Raw genomic sequence first — 22189 nt, forward strand, 5'->3', positions numbered from 1 at the left:
GCCTTCGATGCGCACGTTCGAGCCGATTGGACGTTGCTCGACCGTCGCTCGACCGCGGCTCACGCCGCGAGCGGCGTTTCATGCAGATGCCGCCAGACGATGCGCGACGCCGCGCCGCGTTCGAACACGACCGTCGAACGTCGCGTGTTCGTGCGGCCCTGACCGTCGGTTTGCGTTTCCCGGTAGCCGATCACCGCGCCGCCGCGCCACGCGCCGATCTGCTGCAGTTCGTCGATCGCGATGCGCAGCCCCGGACGTTGGCCGTGCCCCCGGCGGAACAGTTCGTCGAGGCCGGCGTGGTCGAGCGGCGCGCCGCGCGTGGCGATCATCGAGAAATGCGGCGAAAAGCGGCCGAGCAATGCGGGCAGGCGGTCGAATTCGGCGTGACCGGACAACCAGCGTTCGATGTCGACGTGCGCATCGATGACTTCCTGAAAATACGGGTTCGTTTCGTTCATGATCGGTTCGATTGGGTATCCGAGGAAACAGTGGGTGAGACGCGCGCGCGGCGCGAGCCGAGCCGGGCGACGAGCGGCAGCGGCAGCAGCGTGAGCAGCGCGCCGAGCGCGAAGCACTGGCGGTATGCAAGCGGCGCGGCGCCGCCATCGAGCGCCAGCAGGAAATTGAGTGCGCTGCCGAGCACGGCGCTGCCCAGACAGAAGCTCAACTGACGGTTGATGTTCCATAGCGCGCTCGCTTCGCCCATTCGGTCGGCCGGCACGTCTAGAAACGCGGCGCTTTGCGACGTGCTCGTGCAGAGGCTCGCGCCGAATCCCATCGCGGCGTAGGCCAGCATGCGGCCTGCCTCGTGCGCCGCGAGCGGCGTCGCGAGCAGCGCGACGCCGATGCACGCGATCACGATGCCGCAGGCGAGCAGCGGCCTCGGGCCGTGCAACGGGAAGGCGCGTCGCGTCGTCGCGATCGCGGCGAACGACGCGGCGGACCACGGCACCATCAGCGCGCCGACCTGCGTCGCGCTGAGCCCGAGCGCGTTTTGCAGAAAGAGCGATGCGATCAGATTCACGCCCGTGAAGACGCCGGGCACGCACAGATAGATGACGACGCCAACGCGCAGGAGCGGCTGCGACAGCAGCGCGAGATCGAGCAGCGGCGCGCTCGAGCGGCGCGCGTGCCGGACGTACGCGAGGCCGGCGACGCACGCGATCGCGAGCGCGGCGATCGCCGGCATTGGCGCGCCGCGCCGGCTCGCGAACGTGAAGCCGAGCAGCAGCGCGATGAGCCCGGCCGCGCTGAGGCCGAGGCCGGCCGCATCGAGCGGGCGAGGCGCGTCGTTCGAGACGTCGGCGGGTAGCCACGCGAGCGCGAGCACGCACGCCAACGCGGCGAGCGCGAGCATCCCCGCGAACACCGCGCGCCACGATGCGTGGTCGACGATCACGCCGCCGAGCGCCGGCGACGTCGCGGGAACGAGCAGCGCGACCATCATCACGATCGACGTCAGGCGTGCGCGCGTTTCGCGCGGATAGGCGCGATAGGTCATCGCCTGGCCGACGGGAATCAGCAGGCCGCCGCCGAGCCCCTGCACGAGCCGCGACGCGAGCAGCGCGCCGATCGATTGCGCGCTCGCCGCGCCGGCGCTGCCGAGCGCGAACACGAGCAGCGACGCGGCGAGCAGCCGGCGCTCGCCGAACCGGTGCGCGAGCCAAGCGCCGAGCGGAATCACGACGGTCAGCCCGAGCATGTAGATGTTGCCGATCCACGCGAGCTGCGTGACCGATGCGTGCAGCTCGCGCTGCAGCGCCGGATACGCGGCGTTGATCGCGAACATGTTCGCGAGATCGATCGAGAATCCGAGCAGATAGACGGCGGCGATGCGTGAGCGAGCGGACATGGAGGCGGGCGGTGACATCAGGCGACGTAGTGTAAAGTCCGCGATCCGTGGCCGTCAGTCCGATTGCCCGGATAGACTGATCAAAAAAATTTGACAATCGAGGGCGCGATGGTGAGCTTGGATCGTTTCGACGTGTTTCGCGCGGTCGTGGAAGCCGGGTCGTTCACGGGCGCCGCGAACGTGCTGAACCAGGCGCGCGCGGCCGTGAGCTTCAATGTCAAGCAGCTCGAGGCCGAGCTGGGCGTGACGCTGCTCACGCGCACGACGCGGCGCGTCGAGTTGACCGAGGCGGGCGAGCGCTTCTACGCGCGCTGCCTGCGCGTGCTCGCCGAAGCCGAGGAGGCGATCGACGACGCGCGCGGCGAGCACGGCGGGATGCAGGGCAGCTTGCGGGTGACGTCGACGGTCGAGTACGCGCTCGCGGTCGTCGCGCCGGCGCTGCGGGAATTCATGAGCATGCATCCGGCGTTGCGCGTGCGGCTCGAGACGCACACGTCGCAGGCGGATCTGGTGCGCGATCGCTTCGACGTCGCGATCCGGCTCGGCCGCTTCGAGCAGTTCCAGGACTTACCGTTCCGGGGCGTGTGCATCGACACGTACGACGTGCGGCCGGTGGCGTCGCCCGCATTGCTGGCCGCGCACGGCGTCGCGCGTATCGAGTCGCCGGATGCGCTCGCGCGCCTGCCGCAGCTCGGGCACAGTCGCCTGTCGCAGGTTGCATCGTGGTTGCTGCACGATCGCGACGGCCGCGAGCACGTGTATCGGCCGGCGGCGAAACCGCATCTGATCGCGGACAACGCATCGGTGCTGCGCGCGTTCGCGCGGCAGGGCAGCGGCGTCGCGCTGCTGCCGGAGTGGCTCGTGCGCGACGATCTGGACAATGGCACGTTGGTCGACGCGCTGCCGGATTACCGGTTTGCGCAGCAGGGCGTCTACGCGCTGTATCCGTCGACGCGGCACGTGCCGCAGAAGATTCGCGCGTGGGTCGATTTCATCAAGCGTTACGTTCGGCGGCGCGCGCAGGGCTGACCGACGCTGTGCGACGCGATCGTCTCGCACCCGCGGACGGGCTGCGCGCTCGGGTTCAATCAGGCCGAGCCGTGGCATCCGTCGGCGCTCGCGCCGCGGCTGCGCGGCACGTTCGAGAAACTGGCCGGCAACGGCGATCCGCCGCACGAGTGCGAATACGGGAACGGCGAGCCGCTCGGCGCGGATGCGCTCGCCGGGGGCCGGCGGGCATTGCGGGCGAACAGGCTGATGTTCGACTGGCGGCGCGGCGGTTCGCCGATGATCGACAACCTCACGATGATGCGCGGGCGCGAGGCGTTCGGTGGCGAGCGCAAGACGCCGGCTTATCTGTCGAGCGCCTAGGGCGTGTTCACACTATCGAAGGGCTTCGATAATCAGGGCGAAGTTGATAAAGGCAATGAACATCAAGTCGAGTTTGTCGAAGCGCGAGAAGATGCGACGAAAACCCTTCAATCGACGGAACAGCCGCTCGACTTCGTTACGACGCTTGTACATTTCCCGGTCGTATTCCCAAGGCTCGACGCGCGTACTCAACGGAGGGACGACCGGGATGAAGCCGAGATCGAGCGCGAGTTGTCGGGTTTCGTTACCTTCGTACGCCTTGTCCATCAGCAGGTGCAGCGGCCGATTCGGCGGCCCCAGGCGTTCGAGCAGTGCACGTCCCTGCGGCGCATCGCCGGCTTGACCGGGCGACAGTGCGAACGTTATGGCTGTTCGAGCATCCGCGGCAACCATATGAATCTTGGTTGTCCATCCTCCGCGAGACTTGCCGATGGCTTGAGGTCCATTTTTTTTAACGCACCGGTGCCGTCAGGATGAACCTTCACGATCGTGCTATCCAGCGATACCGCTTCAATCCGAACGCGAATGATCTGCGCGCGCTGCAACTCCGTGAACACTCGGTCCAGTACACCGTTGCGAGACCAACGGTTCATGCGCGTGTAGATCGTGTGCCAGCGGCCGAAACGTGGTGGCAGGCCGCGCCATTTACATCCGTGCTCGGCCACATAAAGGATCGCGTTGAGCACTTGCAGGTTCGACAGGCTCACATTGCCACGCTGTCGCGGCAGGCAATGTTCGATCTGCTTGAATTGGGCTTCGGAGATTTCCATCTCCGAAGCATAACCTCAAACTAATGTAGTGTGAACACGCCCTAGCCGGGGTAGGCTCGCGCGAGGCGCGCGGCGGCCGCTTCCGCGTGGACGGAAAGCGGCCGCCGCGCCGCGTGACGTTCCGAATGCGTCACTTGCTGTGGGTCGGGGAAGGCAGCGTCTCGAAGTCCTGATGCAGGCTCGCCGCCGCGCGTGCGGCGATTTGCGGGTCCGGGTGCCGGCGGGCCGTCTCGAAATCGCGCGCCGGCCCGACGGTCATCGAGGCCGCGGCGTTGACCGCCGAGCCGAACGCGGTGACCGCGCTGTCGAGGTATTCGCGGCGCTGAAAGTGATTGACCGCGTCGTTGCCGAACGACCGGCTTTCGGTCATGTGCGCGCCCGTGTGCGTCTGCGTGCCCTGTTCGATGCCCTGGAGATTGCGCAGCACGCTGTCGTGCGAGCGCTGCGTGATGCCGAGCCCGTTGTTCTGCAGCGTGGAGCTGACCTGATGGACGGCCGCCGAATAGTACGTCGCGTTCGGTTGCGTCATGTGGTCGGCCGCGCTGGCCGTCACGTGCTCGCGGCGCGAATGCGGCGTCGACTGACTGAGGTCGTGCAGGCCGCTCAGCGACGAGCCGCCCGTCGGGCGGCTGCTCGAACGCCGGGTGGGCTGCGAGCTCTCGTTCGACGTCGGCGTGGCATGGCTGTCCACGTGCGATGTGCTTGTGCCGTTGATTTTGGGCATGGTGGTACCTTTGATCGGAGGAGGAAAGGGCGTCGGGCGCCGTGGCGCCCGACGGCGAGATCGGCGGCACGCCTGCCCGCCGAAACCGGATCGCGGCGACGGCCGGTCGATGGGCCGATGATGCGCGCCGCGGCGGGGAGCGGCGGCCGCAGCCGCGAAGCGGGCGACGCGAATGCGAACCGTCGAGCATGCGAACGGGCATCCACCGTGGACGCGCGGACGGTACGCGCGCGCTGCGCGCCGTGCGCCGCGGTCGCCGCGCGGACGCAATTGCGCATGAGCGCATGATCGCGTCGCACGCCGAGCGCCGGCTCATCGCCGCTGCAGCACCGTGCGCATCGCGGCGACATCGTCGGGCGCGCGCTCGCCCGAGCTCGCCTGCTCCGCGTACTTCCTGCCGGCGTCCGTCGCGCGGGCGCGGGACGTTGCCGCGTCGTTCGCGAGCCCGATCTCGATGCGCCGCGCGATCAGGCTGTCGATCGCGACGCGCGCCTCGCCGCCGCGCATGCCGAGATCGCGCATCAGGTTGTACGCGTCGACGAGGTCCGCGTCGCCGTCGATCGCATCGCGCAGCGCGCGCTTTTGCTGCGGCGTCGACGCGTTCCTCGCATGAACGCGCGCATAGAACGCGTGGAGCTTCGCATCGCCTTCTCCGGCGAAGCGATCGATGCTGCGATCGATGATCGTCATCGCATGCTTGGCCGTCAGGTCGGCCATGTCGTTCTTGTTCGAAGTCGATTTTTTCTCGTTGATCCAGCGTCCCGGAAAGACCTTGCCGAAGCGCCTGCGGTCGGCCTCGATCCGGCCGTTGTCCTTCAGCACCGCGTGGATGCCCTTGATCGCTTCGTCGGGCGTCTCGCTGTCGATGTCGCGCGTATCGAGCGCGATGCGGCTGCGCAGCGCGCTGCGGTCGATGTCGCGCGCCTTGTCGTTGCGCATCCGCTGCTTCAGGCCGCGCACGCCCTTGCCGATGTCGAGCGCATTCAGCAGCGCGAGCGCGAAGCCCGCCTGTTTTGCCGCGACTGCGCCCGCGCTCGCCGGCGCGGCCGCGAGCCCCTGCGTGCCGGCGATCAGCGCCGCACCCGACGCGATGCCGAGCGCGTTGCGTCCGAGCTCGTAGGCGGCGCGGCTCATCCGCTTGCCGGCGACTTCGTCGCGGATGTACAGCGTGAGCAGCACGTCCCTCGCATGCGCGCTTTGCGTCGCGAGTGGCGGATCGTCGTTCGCCGCGAGCTTCATCACCTTGTCGAGATCGTAGTCGAGCTTGCCGTCGCGGCCGCGCGTGAGGATCAGCCGGTCGAGCCGACGCGCGTCGCTGCCGACGGCGGCGCCGCTGAATGCGGCGACGTCGCGATCGCGCATCGCCGACAGCTGCCGGTCGTAGCGCCGGCGCTTGTGCCACGACGCGAACAGCGCATGGCCGTTCATGCCGGCGCCGGCCGTCTCGTGCGCGAGGCCCGATGCGAGCCCGCCGATCGCGAGGCCGGCCGCGACTTCGCCGTGATGACCGGCGGCGGTCGCGTTGAACAGCGGCGCGAGCGGGCGGATGCCGTTCGTCTCGACAAGCGTGAAGCCCGGCTTGCCGCGGTCGTAGGCCTGGCCGGGCTGGCGCTCCGGATGCGGCGCGCGAAAGTCGTCCGCGGCCGGCCGCGTGGGCGCGGCGGCCGGGGGCGCCGCGGTTGATGCCGGAGGCGGCGGAGGAGGTGGGGCGGGCCGCTCGATGGCGTCCGTCGCGACGCGCGAGTCGCTGTCTGTCGAAGACGACGTGCCGCCGAGCGGAGGCGGCGTCGCGCCGCGCGCGGCGGAGCCGGCGGCGTCGTGCGACGAGTGGCGCGCGTCGCGCATCGGGACAGGGGCGCGCTCGGGAGCGTCGACGTGCGGCGGCGATGCGGGCGGCAACGCGGACGGCGGAAGCCGCGCTGACCGCTGCGCCGCGTGATTGCCGGCCGGCGGCGGGTTGCCCGCGGTATTGCTGGGCGTACTGCCGGCCGTATTGCCCGCCGTATTGTCGGCCGTATTGTCGCGCGGGCCGGATGTTCGTGCGCCCGGCGGCGTATGCGGCGGCCGGCCGGCGATGTGGTCGAGCGGCAGCGGCTCGCCGAACGAGAGCGGCGGCAACCGGGGCGCTTCGTCGTTGCGCGTCTGATTCGACATTTCGCGCGCGCTGCGCAACGTGCCGTGCGAGAACGGGCCGAGCGAGCGCCTCGGCCGGCCCGGCTGGTTCGGCGACGGGGCCGGCGCGCTCCGATCAGGCGCGGCGGCGGCCGGCGGCTGCGTTGACTGCTGAACGGACTTCAACATGGCGACGTGCCTCCTGAACGGATGGGTGCCGGCGGAACGACATTGGCGGCGAAGCGTGCATCGCGCGCGGCCCCGGCTTGCCCGGCGGTCATGCGCCTTGCGGGTTTCCGCAGCCGGTCGGCGCGAATTCGCGGCGGCGTTGCGAGTGTCGATGCGCGATCCGCTTGCCGATCGGATGATCCGGATGCCGATCGATATCGCAGGAGCAGCGTATGGTGCGCGAAGGCGGCGGTCGGCTGGGCTCGCGAAGCCGTCGAACGCGGTGCGAAGCGCATCGAGGCGTTCTGCGCGCCGGCTCGGCCTTTCGTTTCGCGGGGCCGGCATGGCGGCGCGCGAGACGGCATGATTCGCCGGGTCAGCGGATGGATGTGACACTGGTCGCGCCCGAAACGCCCGAAACGCCCGAAACGCCCGAAACGCCCGAAACGCCCGAAACGCCCGAAACGCCCGAAACGCCCGAAACGCCCGAAACGCCCGAAACGCCCGAAACGCCTGAAGCCCCCGAAGCCCCGCCGCCGCCATCCGTCTTCCCATCGCGTCCCGGCCGCTCCGCAAGCCGTCTGACCTGCTGCGCCAGTTCCGCGAGCGAAATCTGCCCGCGCATCTCGTTCACGAAATTGCCCGCCAGCACCGCGACGATCAGCACCGCGATCGCGCCCTTGAGCGGCTGGCTGACCGACATCAGATCGAGCTTCTGCGCCGATCGCGCGACGAACGCGAGGCCCAGGTCGACGAGCACCAGCATCGTCATCATCGGCGTCGCGATCCGCGCGACCATGTTCATCAGCATGTCGAGCCGCGCCTGCGCGAACATCTCGAGGAGCGGCGCGGGAACCGGATCGAACGAGCCGAGCGGCCACCATGCGTACGATTCGTACAGCGCGCCGAGCAGGAACGTCATGCCGCCCAGCAGCCAGAACGACGCAATCGTCAGTTGCCCGAACAGCGTCGCCATCAGCGACGTCTGCGTGCCCGAACTCGGATTCTGCATCTGCAGGTTGTTGAAGCCGGCGACGTCGTCGACATACGTGCCGATCGCCTCGGCGGCCCAGAACACCGTCGACGCCGCAATGCCGATCACAAGCCCGATCACGGCCTCCTTCAAGCATGCGATCACGAGAAACGCGCCGTGAAGCTGCGGAATCAGCGCCTGCTGCCCGCACGCGACGAACAGGCACCAGAGCGCCGCCGCGCCGCTGCGCATCGGGCCTTTCAGCACGGTGTCGGCGGTCGCGGGCAGGATCGACATGATCACGAGCAGCCGCTCGCTCGACAGCGCGAGCAGCACGATGAAGCCGATGAATTCGTCGCCCAGGTGCTGAAGCGCAAAGATGTCGTAGGTGTTCATCCGAATGTCTCGTTCGATGCCCGCGCGGCCGCGAGCCGGCGCGCGAGCACGCCTTCCTCGATGTCCTCGTCCTGCATGTCCTCGGCGGCCGCCTCCGCCGCGCGCGCGAGCCGCCGGACCCGCTCGCGCACGACGTCGATCTGCGCGTCGTTGCGCGCGATCCGGCGCGCGGTCGCGGCGAGCTGGTCGACCACCGCGCGCAGCGCCGCGCGCAGCCGCTCGCACTGCGCGCTCGCGAGCGCGTGCTCGTCGAGGAGCGCGTCGCGATAGCGGCGGCACGCCGCGTAATCGCCGATCGCGAACGGCGCGTGGCCCGCCGCCATCGCGTCGACGCGCGCCGCGTAGCGATTGGCCGCATCGAGCTTCGCGTGCGCGTGCGCTTCGCCCTGCGCGAGCTCGGCTGCCGCCGCGTCGCGTTGCGCGCGCTGCGCGCCCTGCTCCGCGCGCAGCTTCGCGCCGCGCTGCTCGCGCCGCGCGAGCAGCGTCTCGAACGCGCGCTGTTTGCGGCTGCTCATCGGACGAGTTCGTGAAGCGCGGCAAGCGTCGCGTCGGGCGGCGAGTACTCGTCGGTGCGCTGGTTCAGGAACGCGCGAATCCGGTCGATCTTCGCGACCGCCTCGTCGGCGGCCGGATCGCTGCCCGCCTGGTATTCGCCGAGCTGCAACAGCGTCTCGATCTCGCGGTGCTTCGCGAGCAACTGGCGCAGCCGGCCCGCCGCGCCGACGTGCTCGCGCGCGGCGATCTGCGGCATGATCCGCGACAGGCTGCCGAGCACGTCGATCGCCGGATACTGGTTGCGCGCGGCGATCTCGCGCGACAGGATGATGTGGCCGTCGAGAATGCCGCGCACTTCCTCGGCGATCGGGTCGCTGCCGGAATCGTCTTCGGCGAGCACCGTGTAGAGCGCGGTGATCGAGCCGCGCTCGCCCATTCCGGTGCGCTCGAGCAGGCGCGGCAACTCGGCGAACACGGAAGGCGGGAAGCCGCGCCGCGCGGGCGGCTCGCCGGCCGCGAGGCCGATCTCGCGGCCGGCGCGCGCGAAGCGCGTGAGCGAATCCATCATCAGCAGCACGCGCTTGCCCTGGTCGCGGAAATACTCGGCGATCGCGGTGGCCGCGTACGCGGCCTTCGCTCGCTCGATCGACGAGCGATCGGACGTCGCGCACACGACGACCGAGCGCGCCATCCCGTCCTCGCCCATGATCAACTCGACGAACTCGCGCACTTCGCGGCCGCGCTCGCCGATCAGCGCGATCACGTTGATGTCGCACGACGCGCCGCGCGCGAACATGCCGAGCAGCGTGCTCTTGCCGACGCCGGCGGGCGCGAAGATGCCCATTCGCTGGCCTTCGCCGAGCGTGATCAGGCCGTCGACGATGCGCACGCCGGTCGCGAGCGACGCATCGACCATGCGCCGCGACATCGGGTTCGGCGGCGGCGCGATCACGGGGCGCAGCGCGTCGTAGTCGAGTTCGCCGCGCCCGTCGATCGGCTCGCCGAAACTGTCGATCACGCGCCCGAGAATGCCGTTGCCGACCTTCACGGAAAGCGGCCGCCGCAAGCCGATCACGCGCGTGCCGCGATTGATCTCGCCGAGCGTGCCGAACGGCGAAAGCAGCGCGACGTTGCGCGTGAAGCCGACGACTTCCGCATGCTGGATCAGCGCGCCCGACGCGCTGCGCAGCTCGCACAGCTCGCCGAGCGTCGCTTCGAGGCCGACCACGCGCACGAGCGTGCCGATCACCTCGAGCACCTTGCCCGTCATGCCGACGGCGGGCTCGATCGCGAGCCGCGCGGCCATCGCGTCGGCGACGCGGGACAGATCGGTCAGCGCGTTCATGAGCGGCCCGCGTCGTCGAGCGCGCGGGCGAGCGCCGCGCGGATCGCGTTCAGTTGCGTGTCGAGGCTCGCGTCGACGGTGCCGAAATCGGATTCGCACACGCAGGTGCCGCGCGCGACGCGCGGCTCGACGACGACGTCGACAGGCACGTTGCGTCCCTGCCGCCGCCACGCGTCGGCCAGCCGCCCGAACTGCTCGCGCGCGGCGTCGTAATCGGCGTCGCACACACGCACCGTCAGGTAGCTCGCGCCGGCGACGACGCGCTCGACCGTTTCCGCCGCGCGCGCGAACAGCCCGCGCGCATCCTCCGCGCGCACCATCTGCTGGACGGCGGCGGCGACGAGCTCCGCGAGCCGCTCGCGCATCCGGTCGCGCACGCGCCGCTCCTGCTCGAACGAATCGGCCGCCCGCGCATGCCAGTCGGCGATCGCCTGTGCGCGGCCCGCGTCGTAGCCGCGCGCGTACGCGCTGTCGTGCTCGCGCCGCGCGGCTTCGACGAGCGCGTCAGCCTGCGCGCGCGCGTCGGCGGCGATCTGTCCGGCGGCGTCGCGCGCGGCGCGCAGCACCGCGTCGCGTTCCGCCGCGAGCGCGTCGAGCACGGCGTCGAGCGCCTGAACCGTCTCGAACGCGTCGCGGCGAAGCACGCCGTGCGGCGCATCGATGCAGAGATCGTCGGCGAGCGGAATCTGCCGGTTCTTCAGCCAAAAAGCCATGACCACTCCGGAAAGAGCGACGGCAGGCGCGCGAGCAGCGTCGCGCCGTCCGAGCTTGCCGCCGCGCGTTCGATCCACGGCGCGCGCGCGGACTCGCGCGGCAGCGCGAGGCGCACGATGCGCATCGGCCCCGCCGGCGACCACGCCCGTTCGCGCTCGAACAGGCACCAGCCTTCCCATGCGAGGTCGTCATCGGACAGCCGCGCGAGCGGCGCGACCGGCTCGCGCCGATCGAGATCGCGCGCGCGCGGCGTGTCGGGCTGCGCGCAGAGCGCGGCGAGCGCGCGGCAGCCGTCGGCGCCGACCCAGCCGGCGAGCCGCTCGCGGCTCGCGCGGCCGATCCAGTGGCGCAATTCGGTGCGGCGCATCAGCAGCGCGCGCACGCGCATGAGCCGCAGCACGTCGGCGACGGGCAGCGCGGCGAGCCGGTCCGCGGGCGAATCGAATCCGTCGAGCGTCGGCGATGGCCCCCCGAGCGTGCGCAACAGCAGCAGCGAGCACGCGGCGCGCTGCGCGGGCGCGCGCTCGTGCATCGCGGCGACGAGCGGCGCGAGCGCGCCGTGCCAGCTCGCGTGAATCCAGTCCGCCGCGCGCCGCGCGTTCGCGTCGTAGCCGGCGAGCCAGGCGGCCCGTGTCTCGACGCTCGCGCCGCTCGCGGCCGCCGCGCCGCCCGTCATCGCACGCCGGCCTGACGGGGCGCGGCCGCGGCCTTCGCGCCGCCGCCGCGCAGCCGCGCGGCGAGCCCGCCCGCGCCCGGGCCTGCGCCGCCGCTCTTGCGCGCGCGCCACCACAGCGCGCCGCCCGCGGCCGCGAGCGCGATGCACGCGATGACGGCGGCCAGCACGCCGACGAGCATCGCGCCGCCGGATTTCCGCGCGGGGGGCTGCGCGGCCGACACCAGATCGACCGGGTCGGCCGCGACCGACGTGACGCTCACTTCGTCGTACGTCAGCCCTTCGACGCTATGGACGACGAGGTTCTTGATCTGCGGCGTGAGCGTCGCGAGATTCGCGCTCGGCCGGTACTTGATGAACACCGACGCCGACGAAGGCTTCGCGACCTGCGCGAGCGGATCGTTGTTCGGCAGCACGATGTGCACGCGCGCGACGACGACGCCGTCGATCTTCGACAGCGTGTCCGACAGCTCCTGCGACACGCCGTAGATGAAGCGCACGCGTTCCTCGGTCGGCGTCGACACGAGGCCGTCCTTCTTGAAGAGCGCGCCGAGATCGTCGTAGCGCGTGGCGGGCAGCCCGCGCGCGCGCAGCACTTCCATTGCCTTGACGATCTGCTTGTCGTCGACGGCGAGCGTCCATGTCTTGCCGCCGTCGGGCGTCTTCTTTTGCGCATCGACGCCGTTTTGCAGCAGCGCGGCCATCATCTCGTTGCAGTCGCGCTCGGCGAGGCCGCCGTACAGCTCCTGCTGGCACCCGGCGACGAGCGCCGCGCATGCGGCGAGCGCGGCGAGCCGGGCCGGCAGCCGGGCCAGGCTGCGGCCGGCGGCGCGGTTCGGGAGACGGAATGGTTTCATGATCACTGGTTCTTCATCAGCGAGCCGATCGCGTCCTTCGTCGACGTGACGACGCTCATCTTCGCCTGCATGTCGATCTGCAGGGCGGTCGCCTCGGCCGACGCCCGCAGCGATGCCGCCAACATCTCGTTGGTCGACATCTCGTGCGCGTGCCGGCTCAGAAAGGCGGCATTGTCGAGCACCTGCTTGATCGCGGCGTCCGACGTCTCGACGAGTTTCGCCACCGCGCTCGTTTCGTGCGCGTGCGCCGCGGGCGGCACCGGCGTCGCGTTCGACATCAGCGCCTGGAAGCGGCCGGCGACCTCGGCGCCGACCTCCGGCGGGACGTTGGGCATCGACGCGGCCGGCGCGGCGGCCGCGTCCTGAAACGCGGCGTCGAGCGCGCGGGTCAGGTCGATCGGGGAAAGCGGGGCGTTCATGCGGGCCTCCTCGTCAAAGACGCAGATATTGCTGATGCGCGAACGCGGCCTGCGCGTCGAAGCCGCCCGACGGATTCGCGGGCGCCGCGTCGTCGGGGGCGGCCGATCCGGGCAATTCCCACACGCCCGTGCGTTGCGCATGCTCCTTCGCGAGCATCACGTCATGCTGCCGCTCGAGCGCGCGCACGAGCGCGATCGCCTGCGCGGGGCCGCCCGCCGCCAGCACGTCGTCGGCGGCGCTTCGCCACTGCGGATCGCGCTTCAGTTGCAGCGCGAACGCGAGCAGCGCCTTGCCGTAGATCGCGTTCGTCGGGCCGTTCGACACCTCCGCGAACACGCGCACCGCGTCGTCGAAGTTGCCGAGCGCGACGTGCAGCATGCCGTCGAACATGTCGGCGGCGGGCAGTTGCGGCGCGAGCACGCGCAGCGCGTCGATCAGCAGGCCGATATCGTAGGGATCGGCAGCCGGGCCGCCGAGCGCGCCGCCGAGCGCGAGGCTCGCCGCGTCGATCAGTACGTTCAGCGCCGCTTGGCTGCATCGCAGATAGGTCGGCCGGGATTCGTCCATGGTGTGCGCTCCGTGTCGCCGCGCGAGCGGCGCATGTCGTTGAGGAAAAGGCGTATGGGGCGCAAGGTAGCAGCGCGCGGCGGCCGCCCGGCCGCCGATGCGAAGCCGCGCCGCGCGCAGCGAAGCGTCGCGCGCGCTTCGCTGCGCGCGGCGCGGCTTCGGGTGGGCGCGTGCGCGCGGCGCGGCGCGCCGCTAACGTACGCGTCGTGTCCGACTCTCGACAGGAACGCCGGCGATGGCCGAAGAGAAAACCGAAGAGCCCACCGAGCGGAAGCTGAAGAAGGCCCGGGAGAAGGGCCAGGTCGCGAAGAGCAAGGACGTCGCGGACGCGGCGACGCTGGCGGCCGCGATCGGCGTGCTGACGGCGGGCGAGGCGATGCTGACGGGCGGCCTGTCGCGCGCGATCCGCACCGCGCTCGATTTCGTGCACGGCGAGCGCACGCCGCAGGCGACGCTCGCCGCGTTGCACGATCTCGCCGCGAGCGCCGGGCTGACGATGCTGCCGTTCGTCGCCGCCGCGATCGTCGCGGGCGTTGCATCGCAAGCGCCGCAGGCGGGTTTCATGATCACGCTCGAACCCGTGATGCCGAAGTTCGACGCGATCAGCCCGATGGCGGGGATCAAGCGGATCTTCTCGACGAAATCGCTGCTCGAGCTCGTGAAGATGATCGTCAAGGCGATCGTGCTCACGTGCGTGATCTGGAAGATGATGACATCGCTGTTTCCGCTCGTCGTCGCGAGCGTGTACGAGGCGACGCCGCAGCTTTCGCGCGTGCTGTGGACCGTGCTGATGAAACTGTTCGGCGTCGTCGCGCTCGTCGTCGCGGTGTTCGCCGCGGCCGATTACAAGATCTCGCGCGCGATGTTCATCCGCGACAACCGGATGACGAAGGAGGAGACCAAGCGCGAGCACAAGGAGAGCGAGGGCGATCCGCACACGAAGGGCGAGCGCCGCCGGCTCGCGCGCGAGATCGCGACGAGCGCGCCGCCGCGGCAGAAGGTCGGCCAGGCGAACGTGCTCGTCGTCAACCCGACGCACTACGCGGTCGCGATCCGCTACGCGCCCGACGAGCATCCGTTGCCGCGGGTGATCGAGAAAGCCGTCGACGACGGCGCGCTCGCGCTGCGCCGCCACGCGCACGCGCTCGGCGTGCCGATCGTCGGCAACCCGAGCGTCGCGCGCGCGCTGTACCGCGTCGAGCGCGACGCGGCGATTCCCGAAGAACTGTTCGAAACGGTGGCCGCGATCCTGCGCTGGGTCGAGTCCATCTCGGGCGTGCGCGCCGACGCCGCCGTTCCCTGCGCGAGGTCGTCATGACGCTGAAATCCCTCAAACTTCCCGCCGGCGGCGAGGTCGGCATCACGGTGCTCGTCGTCGCGATCGTGTCGCTGATGATCCTGCCGCTGCCGCCCGAGGTGATCGACGTGCTGCTCGGCGTGAACATCGCGATCAGCGTCACGCTGCTGATGGTGACGATGTACGTCGGCAGCATCGTGTCACTGTCGGTGTTTCCGTCGGTGCTGCTGTTCACGACGCTGTACCGGCTGTCGCTGAACATCGCGTCGACGAAGTCGATCCTGCTGCACGCGAACGCGGGCGACATCATCGAGAGCTTCGGCGAGCTCGTCGTCGGCGGCAATCTCGTCGTCGGCCTCGTCGTGTTCCTGATCATCACGACCGTGCAGTTCATCGTGATCGCGAAGGGCTCGGAGCGCGTCGCCGAAGTCGGCGCGCGCTTCACGCTCGACGCGATGCCCGGCAAGCAGATGAGCATCGACGCGGACCTGCGCGCGAACATCCTCACGCCCGACGAGGCGCGCCGCAAGCGCGCGACGCTCGCGAAGGAGAGCCAGCTGCACGGCGGGATGGACGGCGCGATGAAGTTCGTCAAGGGCGACGCGATCGCGGGGCTCATCATCACGCTCGTGAACATCGTCGCGGGCATCGCGATCGGCGTGATGTACCACGGGATGACGGCGGGGGAAGCGGCGAACCGCTTCTCGATCCTGTCGGTCGGCGACGCGATGGTGTCGCAGATCCCGTCGCTCCTGATCTCGGTCGCGGCGGGCGTGATGATCACGCGCGTCGCCGACGATCATGACGAAGGCGAGGGCGCGTCGCTCGGCTCCGAGATCGCGAGGCAACTGGGCGGCAGCCATCGCGCGCTGTATTTCGCGGCGGTGCTGCTGCTCGGCTTCGCCGCGGTGCCGGGCTTTCCGGCGGCGCTCTTCGCGCTGCTGTCGGCGACGCTCGCGTTCGCCGGCTACCGGCTGCACAAGGGCGCGCGCCGCACGACCGCGCGCGGCGAGCCGGTGATCGCGCTGCAGCGCGCGGGCGCGAAGAGCGGCACGCCGTCGATCCTGCCGCGCGCGCCGCTCTTCACGTGCGCGATCGGCGTGCGCGTCGCGCCCGATCTCGTCGCGCGGCTCGCGCCCGCCGCGCTCGACCGCGCGTTCGACGAGGAGCGCGCGAAGCTGCAGGAGGAGCAGGGGCTGCCGTTTCCCGGCATCACGCTGTGGACGAGCGACGCGCTGCCCGAATCGACGTGCGAGATCCTGATGCGCGACGTGCCGCAGACGCGGCTCGAATTGCCGGCCGACCAGACGATGCTGCCCGATGCGGCGTCCGATCCCGCGCTCGCCGGCCGCTGCACGAAACGCGGGCCGGCGGGCGGCCTCGCGCAGAGCTACTGGATCGACGACAAGGCGGCGCCGGCCGGCGTGCGCGCATGGCGCGCCGAGCAGGTGATCGCGCACGAGACGATCGCGCTGCTTAGGCGCAACGCCTATCTGTTCCTCGGCATTCAGGAAACCCAGTGGATTCTCGATCAGCTCGGCCTCGACTATCCGGGGCTCGTCGCCGAGGTGCAGAAGGCGCTGCCGACGCAACGGATCGCCGACGTGCTGCGCCGCCTGCTCGAAGAGCACATCCCGATCCGCAACGCGCGCGACATCATGGAGAGCCTCGTCGCGTGGGGGCCGAAGGAGAAGGACATGCTGATGCTCGCCGAATACGTGCGCGGCGACCTGTCGCGCTATCTCGCGTATCGGGCGGCGCGCGGCGCGCGGCAATTGCCGGCGGTGCTGCTCGACATGGCGGTCGAGCAGCACATCCGGCAATCGATCAAGCAGACGCCCGCCGGCAACTTCCTCGCGCTGCCGCCCGAGCAGGTGCGCTACCTGGTCGACAGCGTGGCGTCGTTCGTCGGCGATGCGCCGCGCGACGACGTCGCGCTCGTCACGTCGATGGACGTGCGCCGCTACACGCGGCGGATGATCGAGGCGCGGCTCGGCTGGCTGCCCGTCTATTCGTATCAGGAGCTGGGCGACCAGGTTCAATTGCAGCCGCTCGGCCGCGTGACGATGCCGCAGGCGGCCCACGCATGAGCGCCGCCGATCTGAGGCCCGTGCGGATCATCGCGGGCGAGCCCGCGCCCGAGCCGGACGGCGCGCCGGCGCCGCGCGCGGCGCGCCGCGGCTTCGACTACGCGCAGTTGATGCGGCGCTCGCGCGTTGCGCCCGCCGGCGAGCGCGCCGCGGCCGGCGACGAGCGGCGGCGCGACGCGCTGATGCCGTGGCGCGACGGCGCCGCGCCGCGGTTCGAGCGCGATCCGGCCGCGCTGCCGGATGCGCTCGGGCGCGAGGCGATGGCGCGCGCGCGCGCGGGCTCCGACGCGTTCGTCAATCAGGTGTTCGCGCAGCGCGAGCGGATGGTGTGCGTCGCCGAAGCGCTCGCGCCCGAGATCGCCGCGCTGTGCGGCAGCGACGCGTCGAACCGTTGGGAGATCAGCCTGCCGCTCGACGCGGCGCTGCTGCCGGACACGGTGCTGCATCTCGTTCTTTCGCGTTTCGACTTGCGGCTTCGGTTCCAGACGCCCGACGCGGCGACGCGGCACTTACTCTGCACGCATGGCGCGACGCTGCACGCGCGACTCGACACGCTGCTTGCGCATCACGGCGCGCCGCGCGCGATCGAGATCGACGTCGACTGAGCGAGCACGCCACCAAACCCGACCGCCTGCGACGATGAACACCGAGCCGATCGAACTGGAATCCGATATCGCCGAGCCGTCCGGCATCGACGCCGCGCTGCCGCTGCCCGCGTGCAGCGCGTTCGACGCGGCGCTCGCGCGCCTGCTGGCCGACGCGCGGCTCGCCGCGTGGCTCGCGCGCTTTCCGGCGTTGTCCGGCTGGCGCGCGGTGACCGGCGAGCGGCCGCGCTTCGAGCGCCCGGGCGTGCTCGAGCTGCGGCGCGGCGGCGCGAGCGCGCGCGTCGCGATCGACCTCGCGGCGTTTCCGGCGCTCGACGTCGTCGCCGCGCGCGCGCTCGACGCGCAAGGCGATGCGAGTTTCTCGCTGCGCACGGCGCTCGCGTCGACGCTGCTCGCGCCGCTCGTCGCCGCGTTCGCGGCGGCGGGGCTCGACGGCGTGACGATCGGCGCGCTGCACGCCGCGCATCCGGCGGCGCTCGACGCGACGCGCTGCGTGCTGTCGTTCGCGCTCGACGGCGCGCCGATGCGCTGCGCGCTGCTCGATGCGCAAACGCCGTGGCTCGATGCGCTCGCGACGCGGCTGCGAAGCGAGCGGCCGCGCGATGCGGCGACGCGCTTCGCGCGCGTGCGCCTGGCCGGCCGCGTGCGGCTCGGCACGCGCAGCCTGCCGCTCGCGGTGCTGCGCAGCCTGCGCCCGGGCGACGTGCTGCTGGACATCGCGCCCGCCGCGCTCGGCGCCGCGCGGGTGGGCCCGCTGCATGCCTGGTGGGGCGCGCGTCGCGCGACGCAATGGCATGCAACCGTTCTGATCGAGGGAAACACGATGACGATGACCGATATGCCGGACACGGCGGACGATCTCGACGAGCCGATCGTCGCGGGCGACCCGCCGGGCCGTCCGCCCGCGGGTTCACCCGGCGATTCACCAGCCGATTCACGGGGTGATTCGCCTGCCGATCCGCTTGCCGACTCGCTTGCAGATTCGCCTGCCGGCTCGCCTGCCGATCCGCAGGCGGATTCGTCACTCGATTCGTCGAGCGATGCGCCGTGCTGCGCGCCCGAGCCCGCGGACCTCGGCGACGTCGAGCTGCCCGTGCACGTCGAGCTCGACACGCTGTCGCTGTCGATCGCCGAGCTCGCCGCGCTGCGGCCGGGCTACGTGCTCGAGCTGCCGCTCGCCGCGCGCGACGCGCCGGTGCGGCTCGTCGCGTATGGCCAGACGATAGGCGGCGGCCGGCTCGTCGCGGTGGGCGCGCATCTCGGCGTGCGGATCGACCGGATGGCGGGCGACGATGGTTCAGTTTAACGACGTCACCGGCCTCTTGATCGCCGTGCTCGTGATGAGCATGGTGCCGTTCATCGCGATGGTGGTCACGTCGTACGCGAAGATCGTCGTCGTGCTCGGCCTGCTGCGCAACGCGCTCGGCGTGCAGCAGGTGCCGCCGAACATGGTGCTCAACGGCATCGCGATCCTCGTGTCGCTGTACATCATGGCGCCGATCGGCTTCGCCGCGCAGCAGCAACTGCAGGGGCAGGCGCTGTCGCCGCAGCCGACGCAGGCGATGCTGCAGGCGTTCGGCGCGGCGAAGGAGCCGTTCCGCCAGTTCCTCGCCGCGCACTCGCGCGAGCGCGAGAAGCGCTTTTTCCTGCGCTCCGCGTCGGTGGTCTGGCCGAAGGCGGCGGCCGCGCAACTGCGCGAGGACGACCTGATCGTGCTCGCGCCCGCGTTCACGCTCGCGCAGATGACCGACGCGTTCCGCATCGGCTTCATCCTCTACATCGCGTTCGTCATCGTCGATCTCGTGATCGCGAACGTGCTGATGTCGATGGGGATGAACCAGGTGCAGCCGACCAACGTCGCGATCCCGTTCAAGCTGATGCTGTTCGTCGTGATGGACGGCTGGTCGACACTCGTGCACGGCCTCGTGCTGACCTATTCCTGATGCTCGCTGACCGATTTCCGATTTTCGATTCCGAGGAGGCTCGCCCGATGGAAACCGACGACCTGATCCGGCTCACGTCGCAAGGCATGATGCTGTGTCTCTACATCTCGCTGCCCGTCGTGCTCGTCGCGGCCGCGTCCGGCCTCGCGATCTCGTTCCTGCAGGCGATCACGTCGTTGCAGGAGCAGAGCATCTCGTACGGCGTGAAGCTGGTCGCGGTGACGGTGACGGTGGCCATCACCGGGCCGTGGGCGGCCGCCGAGATCCTGCACTTCGCGCAGCAGCTGCTCACTGCGGCGGTGCCGTCATGAGCCGCGTCACGCGCGCGATCGCGCACACAGTCCACGCGGCGAAGCACGATCCGCGGCGGCGCCGGCCGGTGCGCGCGCGCGTCGCGACGACCTACGGCAAGTACGGCACGCGCTTTGCATATTCGAACGGCTACCAGGCGAGCGCGATGGCCGCGCGCAACCAGATGCTCGCGAAGCTCAAGCCGCGGCCGAAGATGGCCGCGGCGGGCGCGCGCCGGCGCCGCCGCGCGGATAGCCAGGGAGAAGCGTTCGACGTCGGCGACGAAGCGCTAGCGCCGCACGCGCACGTCGCGCCGCGCGACGAACATGGCGGGCATGGCGGGCATGCGGGCGGGCACGGCGGCGGCAGGCAGCAGCGCGATCAGGACGAGCGCGACGGCGAGCCGGCGAACGTGTTCGAGCTGTCGCGCGTGCGCGCCGCGCGCGCGCGTCCGGCATTCGCGCCCGCCGCCGCGCCGCGCGCGCTGCGCGACATCGCGCGCACGCTGGCGCACGGGGCGCAGCGCGAGCAGGCGCTGCGGCACCTGTGGGCCGACACGCTGCTCCAGCTCGGCCGGCACGCCGATGCGCAGCCCGATGCGCGGATCACGGCCGCGCTGCTCGATCACAGCGCGGATCTGCTCGCGGCCCGCTTGCGCACGGGGCCATGGACGCCGATCGGCTGGAGCGGCGTGAAGCAGTTGCTGCTCGATGCGACGCAGGGCGCGGGCGGCGCGGCGCGCGACATGTCGGCCGCGCATGGCGAGCGCGCGCGCACGCACTTCCTGCTGCTGCCGCTCCTGGTGTTCAACGCGGAACGGCCGTCGACGAACGCGCAGCTCGCGCGCGCGCGCGCGAGCGTCGAGACGCTGCGCGGCGGCATCGCGCTCGCGCAGCGGCCGCGATCGTGAATGCGAGCGCGCGCGGCATGCGCGCCGCTTCGCAAACGCGGCGGCGAATTCGCGCGGCGGGCGAACCGCGATGCCGCATCGAACTATTCTGGCTGCATGGATGAACGATGCGGCGCGATCGAAACGGCGCACCGTTCGCGATCGATCCGATCGATGCCGATGAACCACACGACGCAAGGATGAGGAACGACCGATGAAGCTGCTGCGAATCCTGACCGGCCTGCACGCCGGCGCGGAAATCGCGCTCGACGCCGGCGAGCACCGGATCGGCGCGGGCGACGACGCAGAGGTTCGCATCACCGACTGGCGCGACGGCGATCTGCTGCTGTCGATCGACGCGCAAGGCACGACGCGCGCGCGGCGCGCGGCGAGCGTGCCGCCCGAAACGGCGGCCGACCCGTTCGATGCGGATGGCTCGCCGCTCCTGATGCTCGATTTCGTGCCGGTGCCGTTCGGCGAGACCGCGCTGTGCGTCGGGCCTGCGGACGGCGCGTGGCCGAGCGATCTCGAGTTGCTCGCGACGCTGTGGGCGCCGCCGCCCGGCGCCGATGCGGCCAGGCGCGGCGCGCAGCGCAAGCTCGCGGCGTGCGCGGCGGCGGGCGGCGCGCTCGTCGCCGGGTTGCTCGCGATGGGCGCGATGCTCGCGAGCGCGCATCCGAGCGCGCCGCCGGCCGTCGAGACCGTCGATGCGCTCGCGAACCGCGTCGGCGGGGAGCTGAAGCGCGCGGGCTACGCGGAGCTGCGGGCGGCGCCGCGCGGCGCGATGGTCGCCGTCACCGGGATGGTGGCGACGCCCGCCGACGATCTCGCCGCGCGCAAGCTGCTCGAGCGTCTCGCCGGGCGCCGCATCGAGCGGCAGTACGACGTCGCGCAGGACGATGCGCAGAGCATCGGCGAATCGCTCGGCGCATCGGGCACATCGGGCGCGACGGTCGCGTACGCGGGGCAGGGGCGCTTTCGGGTGTCGGGCGTCGTGCCGGATCTCGCGCGGCTGCGCGCGGCGGTCGAGCGGGTGCGCGCGGACGTCGGGCCGAATGTGCGCGCGATCGACGTCGACGCGCGCCAGTCCGGCGACGCCCCGGTGCCTGTCGCTTACTCGGGGATGCTCGAGATCGGCGACGTGCGCTACATCGAGACGCCGGACGGCGTGAAGCACGTGTTTGCGGGCGCGCCGGCCGACGGCGCGCCGGAGCTGAACTGACGGACCTTCAACTGACGGGAGAAGCGGCATGTACGAAGCATTGGAACAGGCGGCGGACGCATTCGGACCGCTCGAGCAGGCGCTCGCGGCGCCCGACGCGGCCGCGCGGATCGGCGCGATCCGCCGCGCGCTCGGCGAGACGGCCGAGCGCGTGAGCGCGGCCACCGCGCATGCGGCGAGCGATTACGACCGAGATGCGATGCAGAAGATCTATCGCGGGTTGCTCGCCGCGCAGCGAATCGTCGCGACGCTGCACGAGGCGAACGCGACGGCCGCCTGACGGCCACGGTTTCGCCGCGCGGCGTGCGGCGGCGGACGGAGCGGCGCGAGCCGTTCCCGACGACGCCGTGCGCTGCGCGGCAAAAAAGCGGCGGGCCGCGCGAAATGCAACGAGCGGCGGTTGCGCCGGATCTTT

23 protein-coding genes and 1 pseudogene are annotated in these 22189 nt (G+C 71.0%); 11 read left to right on the forward strand and 13 right to left on the reverse strand.

The window, feature by feature from the left end:
* Window positions 1-59: 59 nt before the first annotated feature.
* Window positions 60-458, reverse strand: a complete 399-nt coding sequence (locus tag BTH_RS03825; RefSeq protein ID WP_009895959.1) for a hypothetical protein — start codon at window positions 456-458, stop codon at window positions 60-62.
* Window positions 455-1852, reverse strand: coding sequence for an MFS transporter (locus BTH_RS03830; protein ID WP_009895960.1), 1398 nt, complete (start codon window positions 1850-1852; stop codon window positions 455-457). The genes BTH_RS03825 and BTH_RS03830 overlap by 4 nt, the downstream gene beginning before the upstream one ends.
* Before the next feature lie 108 nt (window positions 1853-1960).
* On the opposite strand from BTH_RS03830, the gene BTH_RS03835 reads away from it, so the two are divergent.
* Window positions 1961-2881, forward strand: coding sequence for a LysR family transcriptional regulator (locus BTH_RS03835; protein WP_009895961.1), 921 nt, complete (start codon window positions 1961-1963; stop codon window positions 2879-2881).
* A gap of 3 nt (window positions 2882-2884) precedes the next feature.
* Window positions 2885-3223: pseudogene (locus BTH_RS33175) on the forward strand (TauD/TfdA family dioxygenase); the annotation flags it as partial.
* A gap of 12 nt (window positions 3224-3235) precedes the next feature.
* Here the strand turns inward: BTH_RS33175 and BTH_RS33180 are convergent.
* From BTH_RS33180 to BTH_RS03900, 11 genes are all read right to left on the reverse strand, one after another.
* Window positions 3236-3993 (reverse strand): IS5 family transposase gene (locus BTH_RS33180; RefSeq protein WP_099005207.1). Its coding sequence is split into 2 segments (ribosomal slippage): window positions 3236-3678 and window positions 3678-3993, totalling 759 coding nucleotides; the frame shifts between segments, so codons are not numbered across the junction.
* A 130-nt stretch (window positions 3994-4123) separates the two neighbouring features.
* Window positions 4124-4684, reverse strand: a complete 561-nt coding sequence (locus BTH_RS03850; RefSeq protein WP_009895966.1) for a hypothetical protein — start codon at window positions 4682-4684, stop codon at window positions 4124-4126.
* Window positions 4685-5029: 345 nt separating this feature from the next.
* Window positions 5030-7018 (reverse strand): hypothetical protein, encoded by a 1989-nt coding sequence (locus tag BTH_RS03855; RefSeq protein WP_009895970.1) that lies wholly within the window; start codon window positions 7016-7018, stop codon window positions 5030-5032.
* Between the two features lie 355 nt (window positions 7019-7373).
* Window positions 7374-8366, reverse strand: a complete 993-nt coding sequence (gene sctT, locus BTH_RS03865; RefSeq protein ID WP_009895973.1) for a type III secretion system export apparatus subunit SctT — start codon at window positions 8364-8366, stop codon at window positions 7374-7376.
* On the reverse strand, window positions 8363-8881 hold the full coding sequence (locus tag BTH_RS03870; protein ID WP_009895976.1) for a type III secretion protein HrpB7: 519 nt from the start codon (window positions 8879-8881) through the stop codon (window positions 8363-8365). The genes sctT and BTH_RS03870 overlap by 4 nt, the downstream gene beginning before the upstream one ends.
* Window positions 8878-10206 (reverse strand): type III secretion system ATPase SctN, encoded by a 1329-nt coding sequence (gene sctN, locus BTH_RS03875; RefSeq protein ID WP_009895977.1) that lies wholly within the window; start codon window positions 10204-10206, stop codon window positions 8878-8880. Before sctN ends, BTH_RS03870 begins: the two co-directional genes overlap by 4 nt.
* Complete coding sequence (gene sctL, locus BTH_RS03880) at window positions 10203-10919, reverse strand: type III secretion system stator protein SctL (RefSeq protein ID WP_009895979.1); 717 nt, start codon at window positions 10917-10919, stop codon at window positions 10203-10205. The genes sctN and sctL overlap by 4 nt, the downstream gene beginning before the upstream one ends.
* Entirely contained in the window at window positions 10904-11596 is a 693-nt protein-coding gene (locus BTH_RS03885; RefSeq protein ID WP_009895981.1) for a type III secretion protein HrpB4, read from the reverse strand. Before BTH_RS03885 ends, sctL begins: the two co-directional genes overlap by 16 nt.
* Window positions 11593-12450 carry a type III secretion system inner membrane ring lipoprotein SctJ gene (gene sctJ / locus BTH_RS03890; RefSeq protein ID WP_011401011.1) on the reverse strand — a complete coding sequence of 286 codons (858 nt, stop codon included), beginning with the start codon at window positions 12448-12450 and terminating at the stop codon, window positions 11593-11595. Before sctJ ends, BTH_RS03885 begins: the two co-directional genes overlap by 4 nt.
* Before the next feature lie 2 nt (window positions 12451-12452).
* Window positions 12453-12869: a type III secretion protein HrpB2 gene (locus tag BTH_RS03895; protein ID WP_009895985.1), complete on the reverse strand. Its 417-nt coding sequence runs from the start codon at window positions 12867-12869 to the stop codon at window positions 12453-12455.
* A 13-nt stretch (window positions 12870-12882) separates the two neighbouring features.
* Window positions 12883-13437, reverse strand: a complete 555-nt coding sequence (locus BTH_RS03900) for an HrpB1 family type III secretion system apparatus protein (protein WP_009895987.1) — start codon at window positions 13435-13437, stop codon at window positions 12883-12885.
* A 235-nt stretch (window positions 13438-13672) separates the two neighbouring features.
* Between BTH_RS03900 and sctU the strand changes: the two genes are divergently transcribed.
* The 9 genes from sctU to BTH_RS03955 all read left to right on the forward strand — a co-directional run bounded on the left by sctU (window position 13673) and on the right by BTH_RS03955 (window position 22054).
* On the forward strand, window positions 13673-14755 hold the full coding sequence (gene sctU / locus BTH_RS03910; RefSeq protein ID WP_009895991.1) for a type III secretion system export apparatus subunit SctU: 1083 nt from the start codon (window positions 13673-13675) through the stop codon (window positions 14753-14755).
* The gene (sctV, locus tag BTH_RS03915; protein ID WP_009895993.1) at window positions 14752-16824 is read left to right on the forward strand and encodes a type III secretion system export apparatus subunit SctV; all 2073 of its coding nucleotides are present in this window, start codon (window positions 14752-14754) and stop codon (window positions 16822-16824) included. The genes sctU and sctV overlap by 4 nt, the downstream gene beginning before the upstream one ends.
* Window positions 16821-17429, forward strand: coding sequence for a type III secretion system protein SctP (sctP, locus tag BTH_RS03920; protein WP_009895994.1), 609 nt, complete (start codon window positions 16821-16823; stop codon window positions 17427-17429). Before sctV ends, sctP begins: the two co-directional genes overlap by 4 nt.
* Before the next feature lie 34 nt (window positions 17430-17463).
* Window positions 17464-18735, forward strand: a complete 1272-nt coding sequence (sctQ, locus tag BTH_RS03925) for a type III secretion system cytoplasmic ring protein SctQ (protein WP_009895996.1) — start codon at window positions 17464-17466, stop codon at window positions 18733-18735.
* On the forward strand, window positions 18722-19372 hold the full coding sequence (sctR, locus tag BTH_RS03930; protein ID WP_009895997.1) for a type III secretion system export apparatus subunit SctR: 651 nt from the start codon (window positions 18722-18724) through the stop codon (window positions 19370-19372). The genes sctQ and sctR overlap by 14 nt, the downstream gene beginning before the upstream one ends.
* Window positions 19373-19419: 47 nt before the next feature.
* Window positions 19420-19683, forward strand: coding sequence for a type III secretion system export apparatus subunit SctS (gene sctS / locus BTH_RS03935; protein WP_009895999.1), 264 nt, complete (start codon window positions 19420-19422; stop codon window positions 19681-19683).
* Window positions 19680-20573 carry a hypothetical protein gene (locus BTH_RS03940; protein WP_009896001.1) on the forward strand — a complete coding sequence of 298 codons (894 nt, stop codon included), beginning with the start codon at window positions 19680-19682 and terminating at the stop codon, window positions 20571-20573. The genes sctS and BTH_RS03940 overlap by 4 nt, the downstream gene beginning before the upstream one ends.
* A gap of 193 nt (window positions 20574-20766) precedes the next feature.
* A complete protein-coding gene (gene hrpD5, locus BTH_RS03950; RefSeq protein ID WP_009896003.1) occupies window positions 20767-21774 on the forward strand; it encodes an HrpD5 family protein in 1008 nt (335 codons plus the stop codon).
* A gap of 28 nt (window positions 21775-21802) precedes the next feature.
* On the forward strand, window positions 21803-22054 hold the full coding sequence (locus tag BTH_RS03955) for a hypothetical protein (RefSeq protein ID WP_009896004.1): 252 nt from the start codon (window positions 21803-21805) through the stop codon (window positions 22052-22054).
* The last annotated feature ends 135 nt before the right edge of the window (window positions 22055-22189 follow it).

Origin of the sequence: Burkholderia thailandensis E264 (genome assembly GCF_000012365.1) — a bacterium.
In the GTDB taxonomy this organism is placed as follows: Bacteria; Pseudomonadota; Gammaproteobacteria; order Burkholderiales; family Burkholderiaceae; genus Burkholderia; species Burkholderia thailandensis.

Excerpts from the sequence above, each read along its gene's own strand:
- sctS (WP_009895999.1), top strand. The coding sequence starts at position 19,420 with ATGGAAACCGACGACCTGATCCGGCTCACGTCGCAAGGCATGATGCTG.
- BTH_RS03835 (WP_009895961.1), top strand. The coding sequence starts at position 1,961 with ATGGTGAGCTTGGATCGTTTCGACGTGTTTCGCGCGGTCGTGGAAGCC.
- sctR (WP_009895997.1), top strand. The coding sequence starts at position 18,722 with ATGGTTCAGTTTAACGACGTCACCGGCCTCTTGATCGCCGTGCTCGTG.
- sctT (WP_009895973.1), bottom strand. The coding sequence starts at position 8,366 with ATGAACACCTACGACATCTTTGCGCTTCAGCACCTGGGCGACGAATTC.
- sctQ (WP_009895996.1), top strand. The coding sequence starts at position 17,464 with ATGAACACCGAGCCGATCGAACTGGAATCCGATATCGCCGAGCCGTCC.
- BTH_RS03825 (WP_009895959.1), bottom strand. The coding sequence starts at position 458 with ATGAACGAAACGAACCCGTATTTTCAGGAAGTCATCGATGCGCACGTC.
- sctJ (WP_011401011.1), bottom strand. The coding sequence starts at position 12,450 with ATGAAACCATTCCGTCTCCCGAACCGCGCCGCCGGCCGCAGCCTGGCC.
- sctU (WP_009895991.1), top strand. The coding sequence starts at position 13,673 with ATGGCCGAAGAGAAAACCGAAGAGCCCACCGAGCGGAAGCTGAAGAAG.
- BTH_RS03940 (WP_009896001.1), top strand. The coding sequence starts at position 19,680 with ATGAGCCGCGTCACGCGCGCGATCGCGCACACAGTCCACGCGGCGAAG.
- BTH_RS03895 (WP_009895985.1), bottom strand. The coding sequence starts at position 12,869 with ATGAACGCCCCGCTTTCCCCGATCGACCTGACCCGCGCGCTCGACGCC.
- BTH_RS03870 (WP_009895976.1), bottom strand. The coding sequence starts at position 8,881 with ATGAGCAGCCGCAAACAGCGCGCGTTCGAGACGCTGCTCGCGCGGCGC.
- BTH_RS03900 (WP_009895987.1), bottom strand. The coding sequence starts at position 13,437 with ATGGACGAATCCCGGCCGACCTATCTGCGATGCAGCCAAGCGGCGCTG.
- sctN (WP_009895977.1), bottom strand. The coding sequence starts at position 10,206 with ATGAACGCGCTGACCGATCTGTCCCGCGTCGCCGACGCGATGGCCGCG.
- sctP (WP_009895994.1), top strand. The coding sequence starts at position 16,821 with ATGAGCGCCGCCGATCTGAGGCCCGTGCGGATCATCGCGGGCGAGCCC.
- sctV (WP_009895993.1), top strand. The coding sequence starts at position 14,752 with ATGACGCTGAAATCCCTCAAACTTCCCGCCGGCGGCGAGGTCGGCATC.
- BTH_RS03830 (WP_009895960.1), bottom strand. The coding sequence starts at position 1,852 with ATGTCCGCTCGCTCACGCATCGCCGCCGTCTATCTGCTCGGATTCTCG.
- sctL (WP_009895979.1), bottom strand. The coding sequence starts at position 10,919 with ATGGCTTTTTGGCTGAAGAACCGGCAGATTCCGCTCGCCGACGATCTC.
- BTH_RS03855 (WP_009895970.1), bottom strand. The coding sequence starts at position 7,018 with ATGTTGAAGTCCGTTCAGCAGTCAACGCAGCCGCCGGCCGCCGCCGCG.
- BTH_RS03955 (WP_009896004.1), top strand. The coding sequence starts at position 21,803 with ATGTACGAAGCATTGGAACAGGCGGCGGACGCATTCGGACCGCTCGAG.
- hrpD5 (WP_009896003.1), top strand. The coding sequence starts at position 20,767 with ATGAAGCTGCTGCGAATCCTGACCGGCCTGCACGCCGGCGCGGAAATC.
- BTH_RS03885 (WP_009895981.1), bottom strand. The coding sequence starts at position 11,596 with ATGACGGGCGGCGCGGCGGCCGCGAGCGGCGCGAGCGTCGAGACACGG.